Origin of the sequence: Enterobacter chinensis, assembly GCF_034008295.1 — a bacterium.
GTDB lineage: Bacteria > Pseudomonadota > Gammaproteobacteria > Enterobacterales > Enterobacteriaceae > Enterobacter > Enterobacter chinensis.
On sequence record NZ_JARDVI010000001.1, the window covers coordinates 994,869 to 1,011,622 of the forward strand.

The 16,754-nt window shown below is 49.6% G+C and carries 11 protein-coding genes and 3 pseudogenes; 10 read left to right on the top strand and 4 right to left on the bottom strand.

Annotation, left to right across the window (positions count from 1 at the left end; all coding sequences use genetic code 11):
* Nucleotides 1-53 precede the first annotated feature (53 nt).
* A complete protein-coding gene (gene dauA / locus PYW49_RS04845; protein ID WP_320385821.1) occupies nt 54-1,733 on the top strand; it encodes a C4-dicarboxylic acid transporter DauA in 1,680 nt (559 codons plus the stop codon).
* Here dauA and PYW49_RS04850 read toward each other — a convergent pair.
* Nucleotides 1,719-2,777 (bottom strand): MerR family transcriptional regulator, encoded by a 1,059-nt coding sequence (locus PYW49_RS04850; protein WP_320385822.1) that lies wholly within the window; start codon nt 2,775-2,777, stop codon nt 1,719-1,721. The two genes, dauA and PYW49_RS04850, sit on opposite strands and share 15 nt — an antisense overlap.
* Nucleotides 2,778-2,897: 120 nt before the next feature.
* Nucleotides 2,898-3,173, bottom strand: coding sequence for a stress-induced protein YchH (gene ychH, locus PYW49_RS04855; protein ID WP_024907062.1), 276 nt, complete (start codon nt 3,171-3,173; stop codon nt 2,898-2,900).
* Between the two features lie 274 nt (nt 3,174-3,447).
* Here ychH and pth point away from each other — a divergent pair, with 274 nt between their 5' ends.
* The 5 genes and pseudogenes from pth (at nt 3,448) to PYW49_RS04880 (ending at nt 8,130) form a co-directional block, all read left to right on the top strand.
* Entirely contained in the window at nt 3,448-4,032 is a 585-nt protein-coding gene (gene pth, locus PYW49_RS04860; RefSeq protein ID WP_320385823.1) for an aminoacyl-tRNA hydrolase, read from the top strand.
* A gap of 126 nt (nt 4,033-4,158) precedes the next feature.
* A complete protein-coding gene (gene ychF, locus PYW49_RS04865) occupies nt 4,159-5,253 on the top strand; it encodes a redox-regulated ATPase YchF (protein ID WP_010432886.1) in 1,095 nt (364 codons plus the stop codon).
* Nucleotides 5,254-5,467: 214 nt separating this feature from the next.
* The gene (locus PYW49_RS04870; protein WP_320385824.1) at nt 5,468-6,661 is read left to right on the top strand and encodes a tyrosine-type recombinase/integrase; all 1,194 of its coding nucleotides are present in this window, start codon (nt 5,468-5,470) and stop codon (nt 6,659-6,661) included.
* Between the two features lie 520 nt (nt 6,662-7,181).
* Nucleotides 7,182-7,700 (top strand): annotated as a pseudogene (locus PYW49_RS04875) (conjugative transfer ATPase); the annotation flags it as partial.
* 103 nt (nt 7,701-7,803) lie between these two features.
* Nucleotides 7,804-8,130: a hypothetical protein gene (locus PYW49_RS04880; protein WP_320385825.1), complete on the top strand. Its 327-nt coding sequence runs from the start codon at nt 7,804-7,806 to the stop codon at nt 8,128-8,130.
* Nucleotides 8,131-8,189: 59 nt separating this feature from the next.
* Here PYW49_RS04880 and PYW49_RS04885 read toward each other — a convergent pair whose 3' ends face one another.
* Complete coding sequence (locus PYW49_RS04885; RefSeq protein ID WP_320385826.1) at nt 8,190-9,302, bottom strand: toll/interleukin-1 receptor domain-containing protein; 1,113 nt, start codon at nt 9,300-9,302, stop codon at nt 8,190-8,192.
* A gap of 365 nt (nt 9,303-9,667) precedes the next feature.
* Between PYW49_RS04885 and PYW49_RS04890 the strand changes: the two are divergent.
* Nucleotides 9,668-10,444, top strand: a pseudogene (locus tag PYW49_RS04890) (TraI domain-containing protein).
* Between the two features lie 164 nt (nt 10,445-10,608).
* Here PYW49_RS04890 and PYW49_RS04895 read toward each other — a convergent pair.
* Nucleotides 10,609-10,902, bottom strand: a complete 294-nt coding sequence (locus PYW49_RS04895) for a hypothetical protein (RefSeq protein ID WP_320385827.1) — start codon at nt 10,900-10,902, stop codon at nt 10,609-10,611.
* A gap of 212 nt (nt 10,903-11,114) precedes the next feature.
* On the opposite strand from PYW49_RS04895, the gene PYW49_RS04900 reads away from it, so the two are divergent.
* The 3 genes and pseudogenes from PYW49_RS04900 to PYW49_RS04910 all read left to right on the top strand — a co-directional run.
* Nucleotides 11,115-11,342 (top strand): type 2 periplasmic-binding domain-containing protein, encoded by a 228-nt coding sequence (locus PYW49_RS04900; RefSeq protein WP_320385828.1) that lies wholly within the window; start codon nt 11,115-11,117, stop codon nt 11,340-11,342.
* 401 nt (nt 11,343-11,743) lie between these two features.
* Nucleotides 11,744-15,556, top strand: a complete 3,813-nt coding sequence (locus PYW49_RS04905; RefSeq protein ID WP_320385829.1) for an nSTAND3 domain-containing NTPase — start codon at nt 11,744-11,746, stop codon at nt 15,554-15,556.
* Nucleotides 15,557-16,286: 730 nt separating this feature from the next.
* Nucleotides 16,287-16,466: pseudogene (locus tag PYW49_RS04910) on the top strand (IS110 family transposase); the annotation flags it as partial.
* Nucleotides 16,467-16,754: the final 288 nt, after the last annotated feature.

Genomic DNA, 16,754 nt, shown 5'->3' on the forward strand with positions numbered 1-16,754 from the left:
CCTTCACCTGCCATTGATATGACAGATGATGCGCATACGGATGATAGATAATTGTGAAAAACGTAACCTCCTCACATGTTCTGCCCTTTCGCGCCCTCATCGACGCCTGCTGGAAAGAGAAATACACCTCATCACGCTTTGTACGTGACCTGATTGCCGGGATCACCGTCGGCATTATCGCCATCCCGCTGGCAATGGCGCTGGCGATTGGCAGCGGCGTTGCGCCGCAGTACGGTCTGTACACCTCGGCTGTCGCCGGGATAGTCATCGCCCTGACCGGCGGTTCACGCTTTAGCGTCTCCGGCCCGACCGCCGCTTTTGTGGTGATCCTCTACCCCGTTTCGCAACAGTTTGGGCTGGCGGGCCTGCTGGTCGCCACCCTGATGTCCGGGGTCTTTTTAATTTTGTTTGGCCTGGCCCGTTTTGGCCGCCTGATCGAGTACATACCCCTTTCCGTCACGCTGGGGTTCACCTCCGGGATCGGTATCACCATCGGGACGATGCAAATCAAGGATTTCCTCGGCCTGCAAATGGCTCACGTCCCTGAACACTATCTGCAAAAAGTGGGCGCGCTGTTTATGGCGTTGCCGACTGCAAACCTGGGCGACGCCGCCATCGGAATTGTGACGCTGGGTACGCTGATCGTCTGGCCTCGTCTGGGCATTCGTCTACCGGGCCATCTTCCCGCGCTACTGCTGGGCTGCGCGGTGATGGCTATCGTGAATATGTTTGGTGGTCATGTCGCGACTATCGGCTCGCAGTTCCACTATGTTCTGGCGGACGGTTCACAGGGCAGCGGCATTCCGCAACTGTTACCGCAGCTGGTGCTGCCGTGGGACATGCCCGGCTCCAGCTTTACCCTAAGCTGGGACTCCCTGCGCGCTCTGCTTCCTGCCGCGTTCTCTATGGCAATGTTGGGGGCGATTGAATCCCTGCTCTGCGCCGTGGTGCTTGACGGCATGACCGGCACCAAACATAAAGCCAACGGCGAGCTGGTCGGCCAGGGCTTAGGTAACCTCATCGCACCGTTCTTTGGCGGTATTACGGCAACGGCGGCTATCGCCCGTTCTGCAGCGAACGTGCGCGCCGGGGCAACCTCACCGGTTTCTGCGGTTATCCACTCCGTGCTGGTGATCCTCGCCCTGCTGATCCTCGCTCCGCTGCTCTCCTGGTTGCCGCTCTCCGCCATGGCCGCCCTGCTGCTGATGGTGGCCTGGAACATGAGCGAGGCGCATAAGGTAGTGAGCTTGCTGCGCCGCGCCCCGAAAGACGACATCATCGTGATGCCGATCTGTATGTCGCTGACCGTGCTGTTCGATATGGTCATCGCCATCAGCGTCGGGATCGTGCTGGCTTCCCTGCTGTTTATGCGACGCATTGCGCAGATGACGCGCCTCTCCCCTGTTAACGTGGAGGTGCCTGACGACGTGCTGGTGCTGCGCGTAATTGGCCCGCTGTTCTTCGCCGCGGCGGAAGGCCTGTTCAGCGATCTGGAGTCCCGCATCGCGGGCAAACGGATTGTGGTACTGAAATGGGATGCCGTACCGGTGCTGGACGCCGGCGGGCTGGATGCCTTCCAGCGCTTCGTGAAACGTCTGCCGGAAGGCTGCGAGCTGCGGGTGAGTAACCTGGAGTTCCAGCCCCTGCGCACCATGGCGCGCGCAGGCGTGCAGCCCATCCCTGGCCGACTCTCCTTCTACCCTAACCGGGATGCCGCGTTAGCGGACCTGTGAGCCACCTGATGCAGAGAAACGTCTCTGCATCATCACTCCGATAGCCTGCTGGAGCCACCCAAGCACGGCAGGCGTCATCCATGTTCCCTTCATCAGATGAGGCTCCTGCTGCATGGCCACGCGAAACTTTTGCTGGGTCTCCGGGTTCGTACCCGCGTACGACTGGAACAACGCCAGCCAGTTTTCGGCAAGCTCTTGCGCCTCTTCAGAGGCGGGGTCGAGATGTTCCCGCTGCGCCTGGTGCACTTTTGCCACCAGCGGCGGCCACTCCATCATGCGGTCAAAGTAGTGTTTCCGGGTAAAAGCCATCTCTTCGGCAGAGAGATATTTCTCCCAGATAATAAGCTTCGATTCAGCAAACGCCCGCGTAATGTAATCGGTCATCTCCGGCGTGATGCCGGTCTGTACCTGCATCTGTGGCTCAACGCTGTGCATTTCGTTCAGCCGGGTGAGAAACTCCGGCTTACCCGCCGTGTCCTGCTCCAGGCGTTCCATCCAGCGCGTTGCCAGGTCCATCGCCCGGGCGTCCGTCACGGGTATGTGTTGTTCCAGCAGCTTGCTGGCCTCCACAACCAGACCTGACCAGATAGCCGCCAGCGCATCCTTCTGCACCGCAAACGGCAGCTGCTGTAACTCTTCTTTGCTAAACCAGCGATCGTACATATTCATCAACTCCAGAGTCTGTAGCCAGGATTCCAGATCGGGAGTCTCATCGGCGGCAAGCCCGGTGCGTAAGTCCATCAGCCGGTCGCGCAGCGTGTTTATGCTGCGCAGCTGTTTATCCAGCAGGCTGATTTGCGCATCGAGGAGTTCCGTTAACGGCAGCGACTCCTGCTCCAGAAAATCCCTGATTTCAGCAAGTTCCAGCCCCGCTTTTGCCAGCGCCTGGATCATGTGCAGACGCTGAACATCCGCCAGGTTGTAAAGCCGGTAACCTGCCGCGCTTCTGGCAGAAGGCAGCAACAACCCTGTTTGCTCATAGTGATGCAATGTTCGCACGGTGATCCCGGCCCGTTTTGCCAGCTCACCCACCTGAATCAACATAACTGCTCCTTTTCTTTGCCAGTGCCGTCACTCTGGAGCCTTACGTTACGTGAGGGTCAACCCTTGATGCAAAAAAAAACGACTCCCTCGGGAGCCGTTTCGGTGTTCGATATCGCAGCACTAGCTGTGCTTATGCTGGTCGCGACGACAACGTTTATCGTAGTGGCGCACCCACCAGTATTTGTCACACACTTCCTCATGGCCGCTGACGCGCGCCCCGGCGAGCCACAGCACCGCCCCAATGAAGATGCTTAATATCGCGCCATGTGCGAAGTATTGCGGGAGATCAAGCTGCGGCAACTGGTTTAAAATTGAATAACCCACGCCGGCTACCATCACGAACAGCCCTAACCCCATGAGCACGTTACCGAGTAACGAAGCGTTTTTGCGTTTCATGTGTCACCTCCGGAACTTTGGGTTGTCAGGGGAAAAGCCCCTAATCCTTGTGTGTAAAGTATAGACAACGCCCCTTTTATGAGTTGCGTGAATGATCACAATTACAGATAACTCCCAAACAAAAGTTTACAAATAAGACTTTGAACAGCTTGAAATTCTAATTGTTCAAATAAGAAATTATTCGTATTTCACTGCGAAGATCGCAGAATTTTGTCAAGCGGCGCGCCAGACAGTAAACTACGCGCCAGATCTGGAACCCATTAGGAATTAAATCGTGACGATTAAACTGATTGTCGGCCTCGCCAACCCTGGCGCAGAGTATGCGGCCACCCGCCACAACGCCGGGGCATGGTACGTCGATCTGCTGGCCGAGCGGTTACGTGCTCCTCTGCGTGAAGAACCTAAATTCTTCGGGTATACCTCACGTATCAACCTTGCAGGCGCGGATGTTCGCTTACTGGTGCCCACCACGTTTATGAACCTGAGCGGTAAAGCGGTGGCGGCGATGGCGACGTTTTATCGCATTAATCCGGATGAAATTCTGGTGGCCCACGATGAGCTGGATCTCCCGCCTGGCGTGGCAAAATTCAAACTGGGCGGCGGGCACGGCGGCCACAACGGTCTTAAAGACATCATCAGCAAGCTGGGCAATAACCCGAATTTTCACCGTTTGCGCGTAGGAATCGGCCATCCGGGCGATAAAAACAAAGTTGTCGGTTTTGTTCTGGGTAAACCCCCGGTTTCTGAGCAGAAACTGATTGACGAGGCGGTAGACGAAGCGGCGCGCTGCACCGAAATCTGGCTGAAAGATGGGTTAACCAAGGCGACAAACCGCTTGCACGATTTCAAAGCGCAATAATCCACCCGATACGGCTTTTTTACCGCGCGTCATGCGGGTTACGTGTATAATAGGCGTAGTTATTTACTTTTCATCAGTCGGTTATCGTTAACGGATTGATTATCAAGATATTAAGGTGATTTAGAAATGGGATTCAAATGCGGTATCGTCGGTCTGCCAAACGTGGGCAAATCCACCCTGTTTAACGCGCTTACCAAAGCGGGTATCGAAGCGGCGAACTTCCCGTTCTGTACCATCGAACCTAATACCGGCGTTGTTCCAATGCCTGACCCGCGTCTGGACCAGCTCGCGGAAATCGTGAAGCCGCAGCGTATTCTGCCAACCACCATGGAGTTCGTGGACATCGCGGGCCTGGTAAAAGGCGCATCGAAAGGTGAAGGTCTGGGCAACCAGTTCCTGACCAACATTCGTGAAACCGAAGCGATCGGTCACGTTGTGCGCTGCTTCGAGAACGACAACATCATCCACGTAAACAACAAAGTGGATCCGGCCGACGACATCGACGTCATCAACACCGAGCTGGCGCTCTCTGACCTTGACACCTGCGAACGCGCTATTCACCGCGTGCAGAAGAAAGCCAAAGGCGGCGACAAAGACGCGAAAGCGGAACTGGCTGCGCTGGAAAAATGTCTGCCACAGCTGGAAAACGCGGGCATGCTGCGCGCGCTGAAAAACCTGACTGAAGAAGACAAAGCGGCAATCAAATACCTGAGCTTCCTGACCCTGAAGCCAACCATGTACATCGCCAACGTCAATGAAGACGGTTTCGAGAACAACCCGTACCTCGACAAAGTGCGTGAAATCGCAGCGGCTGAAGGTTCTGTGGTTGTTGCCGTGTGCGCTGCCGTTGAATCTGATATCGCCGAGCTGGACGATGCCGACCGTGAAGAGTTCATGGCCGAGCTGGGTCTGGAAGAGCCGGGCCTGAACCGCGTGATCCGCGCAGGCTATGAGCTGCTGAACCTGCAGACCTACTTCACCGCTGGCGTGAAAGAAGTGCGTGCGTGGACCATCCCTGTAGGCGCAACTGCACCTCAGGCGGCTGGTAAAATCCACACCGACTTCGAGAAAGGCTTTATTCGTGCGCAGACCATCGCGTTTGAAGACTTCATCACCTACAAGGGTGAGCAAGGCGCGAAAGAAGCAGGCAAGATGCGTGCGGAAGGGAAAGATTATATCGTTAAAGATGGCGACGTAATGAACTTCCTGTTTAACGTCTAAATAAAATTTTTTGTCTCATGAGGTGTCAGAACATCTCACGCAGACCATAAAAACCTTTAAAATCCACGCAATTGCGTGGATTTTTTATTCCATTTTGTCTCATGTGAACTCATGAAAGCGCAGTCTAAAATGAGTACATAGATGAGTACAATTCGTTTCCATTATCATTATAGGTGAGTACAATAACGATATAAGAAATAGACAAGGGCCCACTTTGCTCACTGATACGCAATGCCGCACAGCCAAGCCGAAAGAAAAACTCTATCGTCTCAATGACTTCAACGGTCTCTACCTGGAAGTGAAACCCAATGGCAAAAAGGCATGGCGCTATCGGTTTAAACTCAACGGTAAATCCAGCATGTTTGCGCTGGGTGAGTATCCGATGGTCAAACTTGCCGAAGCTCGCGAGAAATGCGAGCAAGCGCGTAAGCAAGTCGCAGATGGAGTTAGCCCGACACAGGCTCGTCAATTAGATAAGATCCGCAAGGTCAATGACGTATCTAACACCTTTGAGCTGATTGCCAAAGAGTGGTTGCAGATGAAAGACTGGGCCGAAATTACCAAAGCACGCCGACTGGATATGCTTGAACGTGTTGTTTTTCCCGCAATAGGTAAGCTCCCAGTCAGAGAGATCACCCCACACCATATCCTTAAAATTCTTCAGGAAACGGCCAAACGAGGAGCACCGACAGTTGCCGCAGAAGCCCGTCGCACCGTTTCATCAATTTTCGAGTTGGCAGTCGCGACGCTTAGAGCAGATAGCGATCCGGTATGGCCTGTGCGCAAGGCCCTTCCGGCTAATAAGACACAGCACAAACAGGCACTGAATCCTCAGCAAATCGGGAAGTTATTAAGCTGTTTTGACAATAGTCGTGGCTCGTACCAGGTTAACTATTGCATGTGGCTGATGTGGTGGACATTGGCGCAACCTGCAGAAACCACCGAAGCAGAATGGACAGAATTCGATCTTGATAACGCCCTGTGGACCATTCCGTCAGCGCGAATGAAAGCCCGAAGAGAACACGTTATTCCCCTACCCTTTCAAGCCGTCAAAATGCTCAGAACACTACATGGTTTAACCGGGCATAGGCAGCACCTTTTTCCGGGGAGGGATAATCCGCTAGGTCCAATGACATCACACTCTCTGCGTCAACTACTTAAAAGCCTCGGCTGGAGCGGTACTTATAGCCCACATGCAACCAGAACTACAGGAAGTACCCGTTTAAACGAGATGGGCTATCGACCTGATGCTATTGAAGCTCAGCTCGCGCACGCTGATACCAACAATGTTCGCCGCACGTACAACCATGCCACTTACATTGATGAGCGGAAAGCGATGATGCAGGAATGGGCAGATAAACTTGATGGATGGGTAGGCAGTAAAGATAACAGTGTTGATGTTTCGTAAACAATGATGCATTGGTATTTTATTATTGATAAATATAGATATTATTTATTTAAATTTAAACCTACATTTTATGTAAGCGGTGAATACCAAATATTTATAGCTTTCGGAATTTTTGTTTATCGAGCGTGGCTTGATTTTTACCAGCCATGCAGGCCCCCTTCTCACTTCATGCCCTTCCCAAAACTTTCTGTGCACAGTATACAAGCTAAACGAACATCTGCTTAGTGCCAAGAGCGGAAATAGCTACACTGCCTCATCTTAGCCAAAGAAGTCATGATCAACAGCAAGATATTGCGAACTGAGGTATGTATCTAATACTGGGGGGTAGGTCACATTTACCTATAATTCAGAACATTATTATGGCTATAAAATGTGTACCATACAAAAGATTAATGCATTGTACAGCCGGATTCCTACACAAAGAAGAGTTTATGATTAACGAATCCAATCCATTCCCAGAAAACGAAATTATATCTTTCTATTATAGGTCTCACTCTATTTGCAAAGAACAGTCTCTGGCCGCCCCATCCTCAACGTGACGAACGAAGGCCATATCATCACCAAAAAACCCTTGCTCTCGCCCTACGTCGTGAAGGTCACGAAAATGTGGCGCAAGTTGGGTGCGTGGTTTTGGCTCGCGACACAAAACATCGACGACCTGCCGAAGGCCGCAGAACCCATGCTCAACATGATCGAATGGTGGATTTGTCTATCGATGCCACCCGACGAGTTGGAAAAAATCGCAAAGTTCAGGGAGCTGACACCCGCGTAGAAGGCGCTGATGCTGTCCGCACGCAAAGAGTCTGGCAAGTTCACCGAAGGCGTCATCCTCTCCAAGAACCTGGAAGTGCTCTTCCGTGCCGTGCCGCCCAGCCTCGATCTCGCTCTGGCGCAGACCGAGCCTGAGGAAAAAGCCGAACGCTACCAACTGATGCAGCAGTTCGGCATTGGCGAGTTGGATGCCGCACTCAAAGTGGCCGAAACGATTGACCATGCGCGTGGTATCACGCCTTTGCCGTCTAACCACGAACGAAATTGAGACCTGGAGCCTGCCCATAGGTCATTGATTTCTGACGTTTAAAAAACACCACCCCGCCCCATCTGACATAATAACCAGACTTCAAAACTCTGGAGAGGGATAAATGACGATCCGTTTTGGGACCAACAACTCACAAGGCTTACTCAATAAATTTAAAGAATTGATTGAGCAAGATGAACCTAAAGGGCGTATTAACACTTGGGAACAGCACTCCGAGGGGTTTCGGCACACTGCCAGGGACTGGAAAGAGCTTGGTTTATTCATCCCTAGAATTGCTGACGACAATAAAATTTTAATCTTCAACATGAAAGATGTGAAAAACGGTTATGCCTATGCGTACTATCACGGCCACTTATTACAGACTTTAATTGAACATATTGGCGGAAGTTTCAGTAGCTCAACCTTTTCCGACTCACGCAAAAAGAAATAGCAAAATCACTACTAGACACCGGTATACGGGAGACCGTTTCCGGTATCTGGTTGATCACCCTAACGTATGCGCAGTCTGCGCAGTAGCTTTGCGACGGCATCCTCATACTGCTCGGCACTGGTGAAGTCGGCGTACAACTTACCTTCCAAGAAAGTCGGAAGCTTGCAGCGCTCGTACAGCAGCGGCAAAACTACAACCTCCCCTCCCGATATTTCACGATTGATGGCAATATCCAATTCCTTCTTCACCCATGGCGCATTAATCGATTTGGATGACAGCACTACACCGATATAGCGTGTTTCACGCATGCCTTCTTCAATTTTGGCTATCAACGAATCACCTATCTCAATTTCAGCCTCATCTACCCATACTCGCGGTACACCATGCTCACGCAAAGCATCGCGCAATCGCCGTACGAAAGGCTTGTCCGCACCAGTGTGGCTGAGGAAGATCCCGTGATATTTCTCTTGACGGAGATCCTCCTTTTCAATATTCAGAGCATCAAGAATAAGCTGATCGGCAGCATGCTGCGATGAGGGTGGCGTGACAATCCAGCCAGTGAGATTACCAACATCAACCCGACCTCCGAGACTGTACCCCTCAGGAGTCTCGGCGATAGATGTGAATCCTTCGAGATCGAGATCCGACAGGCACAAGCTCCAGCCAGTAGAAGATAAGGACTCAAAGTATCTGGCGAAAGGGCTGTCCAGATCGACTCTCTCCACATGCCGTCCCTTCTTGACCAGCAGATCGCCACGTTTGACGATGCGTTTAACTTCAGGGGAAACATAACCCATGTGGGTTTCCCTATAGCCGAAGAAATTCATCCGCTTTGGTTCCGACAAGCACCACACAATAGTGGCATTTTTACGAACAGCAGCCATCAGCTCATTCTGACGATCTATGAGATCAAATGCTAAATCAATATCGTATTTGTTATCTTTAGACTTCAAATCATGCAACTCATGAGGTGAACCCGAAACATCCGTTTCAGTACCAAATAAGAAATGTGAAAAACTAGCCGGGTTAATCAAAATCACATCGTATTCATAGAGAGGAAATGCAGAGCGCACTGCATCAGCCGAGGCCTGACACAAACCAAGGTTCTCAAACTCCACCCCATCAATGGCCTCTCCACCATAACGCAGCCCAACAGTCAGAACTTTTTTCATATCAATCACCTTTATAAAATCCAGAGACAGACAGAGACCAAAAAACACCTCATCGCAGTATCGCCTACAGGTGCGTATTTGCGAGCTATGAGCGGAAGAAATTTTTTGTTGGTTAACTCCTTATCCTAGAGGTAAGTCATTTCGTTTTGGAGAACTCAATTTGATACCTTTCTTGGTTATACCTCCCTAAAACCGGAACTCACCGCTTCCCAATTGTTTGTCGTTTCCTGACGTAGATTGGAGTGGACTACCGCCATGATCAATTTCGTGGTGCTCCGATATGCTGTCTCCTGCTCTCACCTCTCCCCTCTGGCAGCATACGATTGCAGCTAGCTTTCTCATTGCGTTGTTGTCTTCGCCCGCACATGCCACAGAGATACTGGCCGTCACTGACGCCCGACACCCGATGCAAAACCTGGGCAAAACCCGGCTCATCGAACCCCTGGCACCCCTGGCATGGGCCGCTGAAACAACCCTACCGCTTTCGCTACCGGGATGACCGTGAATACCGCCTGCACGGAGCCGCCGCTGGCTTGATCTACCGGCAAATACTCGATGGCCACATCCTCGACTGGCTCAGCAGCTACCCTGTCCTCTGTACTTCGCTGTTGTATGTGCCCGCCGGCCAATACGAACACGCCGGCATGCTGGGCGAACTCGTCATCCAAGCCGATCGCGCTTCAGTGGCTCAGGAACTGGGCGGAAATCCCAACCGCGTCATCCTGAAGGTCCCCAAACAGGCTCTACAGTGCAAGCTACTCGACGGGCTGCGTTAACTGCTCAAGGAGGAACTGAAAATCAACCAGCCCTAGGCTTCGGATGGTTGGCTGACCGAGGAAACACTTTGGCTGGTCAGCAAGACCGTCTCTAACAAACTACGTGTCCATCTGCTAGCACAGGGGATCGAAGGTATTCCATCCAATAACACGTCTGTTTTCAACGTGCTACAGGAGCATGGCGTACTGCAGCCAACCCAGGATGGCAAGGCAATCTGGAAAGCCACCATCAGCAGTGCATCCGGCTGGTCACACAGCTTCACCCTGTTGAAACTCTCTCCGACATTGATCTGGGAGGCATCCGAGCGTCCAGATCCTTTCACAGGGACGTTAACGATCGATACCAGTTCTCTCGCGGTTAGCTAAGTCGGGCTTGCCGGGGAATCGAAGGATTTGTGAGGTTGCCGGTAAGGGGGGTAAATCACGGAGTGCCCGCAGATGCCTGCTTTAATCCCGAAAATGGATGACCAATAGCAAGCTTGAAGCCGTCTGCGAGCGAGTGATTACTCCTGCTTATTTGTAACCACGACTTACAACCAAGTCGCGGATCGCCACATTAAGGGATGTTGGTGCTTTCCACTGTTCATTCGGTTCGCCCTCGAAGTCGATCCACTCTTCATTGAGCCGTCGATCATCTGGATGCGCGGCAGCGGATTCTGCCCGCCCTGTGATTTGAAAAGCGATTCCCATTCATCACTAGGAACATAGTTCGTTTTCACATCATGGCCAAAGGCATCCGCCAGTGCGGCGGTGATCTCAGTCTGGCAGTAGCGTTGTTTGGCTTCTAACTCCACAATGCGTAAACCATCCCAGTTCTGAGTCATGAGAATTGCCGCAGCTTGGCCTATATCTTTTAGGGCAATCATGGGGATTGGGTGATCCGCTGGCTGCAGATAACCGTTAACCTCACCTTTACTGGCAGCCTAATCCCATGCGAAGTTCTCAAAGAACCAGGCAGCGCGCAGAATGGCTATAGGTAGCGGTAAGGTTCTCATCGCCTCCATGCCATTATGGTTTGCGCTTTGACCGCAGTTATATGGCCATTACTGCTACCGTTGATGGTCTGGGGGGGCTGGAACCCAAATTATTAGCAGAACGTGAGCTTGCCAGCGGGCGCTTAGTCTGTCCGCTGATTGAGACCACCCAGGAGATTCACTATATCGGCCATTACCTGGTATTTCCACGCCATCAGCACCGTCACTTCGCGCTGGATAGCTTCAAAGAGTGGCAGCTTTCCCAGCTGAATCTGGCACAGCTTCGCTGATTGATGATGACCACAAATTCTCCGACCAATAAAGAAACAGGCCGCCAAAGGTATGATCGTTATCCACTGAACCAGTCAAATCCAGATACATCTTGATGTTGAAAGGTGATGTGCCCAAAATACTGCAGATTTTTACAAAGATCCCTCCGTCGAATGCCCGTCTGGTAGAAATCCAGCCACGCATTGTGGTTCCTGTTCCTGTTAGGCTTTGACCTCAGTACTCCCCTCCCACCCAAGCCAGCTATTTTTTATTATCAACGCATCAATGAAAACTGGTAAAAAACTCAGGTATAATTCATCGCTAGTGATCTTGAAAAATCTGTTTGTCTGAGAACAAATTGAATATGTGACAAACATGACGGTTCAATTCAGGAATGTTCATTTTTTAACGGGATTTAATAATGTCTATTGCTACCGTAGGGCCGGCGAAATACGATTTCCAGGACTTGGTTTGTATAAAGCTTGGTCTGGACTTTTATCAATCTGGGCAGGCAAGTCTCATAGTTGAAGGCAAAGGAGCTGAAGATGCGGAAATTTCCGCTGACATCGACGGCACGCGAATTGTTTACGAAATTCAGGTAAAAGGTTCAGAAGAGCATTTCGGTCTCCCCCTTTTGGCAGAATGCCTCAGCCATTTCCCGGCCTACAAGTCCACCCAATTTTTCCTGGAGCGCCTGGTTAACGATCCCCATCGTTTTGCCGTAATGGTCATGTCGGGGCGCGCGAATGATTCTCTGCAGAAGTTTATACCGAGAGGACACTGGCGTGGCGAAGAACATAGCACCGTTTATTTCACGCTTAAGGATGCCGAATTGCTGATTGATGCAATAAAGGGTCATGCTGGAACGTTGAAAGGGCCTAAACTTGAATCTGGCCGAAAAAAATATCTCACTGACTACATAACGGGTATTGATAAAAAATCGCTTGTCGCGGCATTTAAACGGCTCATTATCATTGATGACATCACTAATGCAGATCTGATTGAAGCTTGCAGGCTGATCCTGCGAAAGGATTTTTTGGTTCCAGATGATTTATTTGATGTGCAGATCAATGGCCTCCGCTCCGTAATTAAGGTAGGGCGGGCGTCTCAAGAAGACATCATGCCGGAATTTGTTGCCAAGCTGCAGGAGAACCCCGTTGAGTCCGTCAGGCCCAAAGAATATGCCTTACGAGGGGATGAGCATAACTTTCTCGACTTACTTCAAAATCAACATGTTCTCCTGCTTTCAGGCAAACCACGGGTGGGTAAAAGCAGTGTGGCAAGATGGGCTGCTGCTGCTTACCAAAAACAAGGATATCGAGTTTTACGCACACATGATTCAGATGCGGCTGAGCGTTTTTTACTGGACCCTGTGAGCAGCCATCGACTTGTCTTGATCGATGATCCACTGGGTGGTGCGCATGCTACTAACAAACCGCATGAAAAATGGATGTTGCTCAGGCGAGTCATCGACAGTGCCCGCGCGGGCAGAAAAGTGATTATCGCGCAGGGGCAGGACCGTCTGTATGAATTCAATGGAGTAAATGACCTTTCAGACCTGCTCCTTGCAGGACATCACTGGAATGATTTGAGTCATACACCTAATTCCTTTTTACTCAAATGTTGGGCACAGTTTAAAAGCCGCGTCCCTCCCGAAGTTTATCAGACAATAGCCGGATACATCAGCCAAGGCCGCCTTAATATTGAACCCGGATGCCTGAGTTATCTTGCGATGACATACTCTAGGCTTGAAACGCTCGCCTCACCTGAAAAAATTATTCGGTTTGCACGAAAAGAATCCAGTGATCTTGCTAAGGGGCTGGTGGCTGAAGGGTATAAACGTCTTTTACTTGGCCTAGCGGTATCTACAAGCCATTTAGAAAGCATCAGCGATCGTGAGTTAGCTTGGGTTTTAAATGATGAGAGTGAAGGGTCCTACGGACTATCTGGTAATTCATTAGGATATTCGTTAGGGAGTCGCAAAAAAGATCAAGTCCTTCCCTTTCCAGATTACAATCCCGAACCTGAGTTAGCCTCAAGTGATAGTGATAATCTTGATCGCCTGGAGAAAAGACACATACTTCAAATAGATGACTCGGAAAGGACGAATTTTACACATCCATTTTATCGGTCTGCCGCTGAATCACTCTTTGGGGAAACCGGCAGACGTGAATTTAAAGATTTTGAACGGTCGTTACGTAAAGGTATTTTCTGCCTTTCGCCATCAACCGCCAGAGCAAGCGCTAGTAACCTTTTCTGGATATATGAACAAACAAACACAGCTTCCAATAAAGATGCAATCATTCAACTGGCAATCGATGGGCTGGATTCAAGCTATCCTTCCGTACGCGATATCTGCTTTGATTTTCTGACTCAGCAAACTCCGACTTTAAGTCCTGATATACAGGCTCAGTTGCCATCGTGGACTCACAAAGTTAATAACAACAACCATACGGTTCTTCAGTGGGAGAATGGAGAGCCGTGGTACCCGATGAGCAGTGAACGTATTATTAGTACGAGATGGGTACATGAATATGATAAGCAACACGTTGAAGCTCTTCTGAGTGAAATAGCATCAGGTTTGGATGTCATCCTAACGTCCAAAGACGCTTATGACATTGTTCATCATCTTGAGACGTCGAGGGATAGACTCGATCATATACTCATGTCCAAATTATTGAGTATAAATGAGATGTTTATAAGGGCACTGGCGGCAAAACTATGGATGCGAGTTAACCAGGAAAATGATATTGAAATTCTTGAGCGAATATTCAACGAAACACACCCGGCTATTGCAGAATCTGTTTTTCAGTCGGCTATGAAAGGATGGCATCTCTACTCCGAAGAGAGGCAACATTACGTTCTGAATGCACTTGAGAGGATTGTATCTCAACCGGTTCTGGCAAATTCCATCATGCAAATACTGGTGATATTTGAACGGGAGCATGCTACAGGAGCTACTCCCCCATGGCAGGTCTTTTCCCGATTATTACCTATCGCACTCTCCTCGCTTGCTGCAACCGTGCATTTGAATTTTTCACGTCTCGCTCATGTTGTTGAAGAAGCTCAAAAAGAAATCACACCTTTTGAAATGATGGACGTTCTGACAAGCTGGATTACATTCCTTGAAATACAGACGATTTACCGGGATAGCTATGCTTTAAATGCAACAAACGTTCTTCTGGATATTGAAATACCAGAATCGCTGCAATCACAAAGGCTTTCTTTGATTGAGCGCCTTTTAACACTGCGTAGCACTAGCGACAGAATGAGAGTTATGCAAGATCTTGTTTACGCCTGGTCACAATTGACTACTTCTGAACGAGCAGCAGTAAGTGCAGTGATAATTAAAGCAAGCCCGGATCATCGATGGATACTTGCGTGCGTTCTTATAATGTCACACATCCCCCGTGAGCTTATAGAAATCATTTTGCCCGGATATGAAGATGGCGCGCTTTCAATCGAATCAATGAAAACTCTTGACCCTGAATTATTTGAAGCCATTGCATTGATCGCAACTAACTCTACACCATCCAGCATTTATCATATTAATCCATCGCTCCAGAACGCGTTGATAAATATGCTTATCATGGATGAGTTGAGTCCTATTTCGCCTATGGCTTTTGATTATGTTGTGACATTCTTTAAGGATAAAGAGAAACTGCTATGCGCGATTATCAACGCAGCAGATGAGAGGCGATTACAGAAAATTTTCGACTATCTGTTTTATTTTTATGTTGACTCCAACCCAGAATATATGCCCCTCGCGTGGGAAGCTTTGTTCAATCGAGTTAATGAAGATATCGCCCGTAATAATTGGCTACCACAGTTCGCTAAATTTGCCAATCGTGTTTTTAATTATTTCAATACTAATGAAATAGAAAAGTTCATTCCAAAACATTTTATTAATTTATTTTTAAAACAATCCCCTGACACGTTTTACTATATCTACCCCCAACAATTCCTGAAGAATGAATTAATTGATAAAAAGGATAATGAATTTATTCTGAGTGAAAATATGTTGTCTATATTCATTACAACCATTAATGACAAAATGGTCAAATCGCCTCCGGTACACCATAACACCTATGATCACATTATGGACATATTAAGGAAGGTGCATGCATCGGAGGAAATCATTCGGGTTTGGAATGAGGCAAGAAGCAACTTGTTTGAATATAAACGCGTTGAATCTCCTTTCCCTCTTCCTGATTTGAATGACTGGCTGTACTAGCAGCCATCTAATGCCGTAGTACTCGATACGGCATTATTCTTCGAATCCGTTCTGCTGAAACCTATCGTACTTGAGGGGATGCTCAAACAAGTGACAGCCATTCAACGCCTCAGTCCACCATGCATTGCTGGCCGCCTCATTCGTCAAGCAGACAGGGGCGCTAACATGATAAGCGTGCTGATTGATCACGATCCCGAAGCCACCAGCCTAAACGGCCCCGCGACGTATTATGATTTTGGCGACTCGTACTGCACGAATCCCTTCTGGAGCAGCTGTCAGCACCGGATGGCCTGCATCTATTGCGATTTTAATCTACTCACACAGAGTGCGAGCGGACTGGTACTGGAAAGCGAAGCCTCTGTCAGACGTCACCTTGAGGAAGTCCCGCTCACACCCGATGAGAAAGCCATATTGGAACAGGACGTAGAGAAAATCGAACAGGCTCTTAAAAAAATACCCCCTCAAACCCAGAGGTTAAAACGGGCCGCTGTGTGCCAGATATAGTCATTCGAACCCTGAGGGTTACACTTTTTAGTGATTCAGGGTATGCGCTTACTGGTTACAAATATTGTGCCAGAATCATGTGATTTGATGATTACCGCTTTGCTTTCGAGCCAGTAAGTGCTCCACGTTCACTAACGAATACTCAGGGCATGCAGATACACTGCTGGCTATATTTCTTTCGAAGAGCATGGAATGCATACCAATCCCCGGTTAAAAGGAGTTGGTGATGACTGCTATAGATCAGTTTGCTGCTCATGTTGGTCTGGACTGGGCGGATAGAAAGCACGATGTCTGCGTTCAGTTTAAAAACGGTGAGCGCACATCCCATGTGATTAAACATACCCCGGAAGCGCTTGATACCTGGCTCAATGAGTTGAACCAGAAGGTCAAAGGCAGGATCGCTATCCCCGGTAATCAATGAGCTAATGGCAGCCATAAGACCGCCATCACGTCAGTTCAACCCCGACGTTTACGCTTCGGACGTGCCTGTTCGCGCCTTGTTAATCGCCGGGAATTACGCTTTCTACTCGGCTTCGACTCGACGAACTGGCTTACAGCCATCTCCTTCTTCGTTGCTTTCTCTGGCTTCAACTCTGCGATTTGAATCGCCACGGGTTTAACAGACACCTCGGAGTCATTTAAGATGACTTAAAGAGAGGTGCCCATGAGCGGTAAACGTTATCCCGAAGAGTTT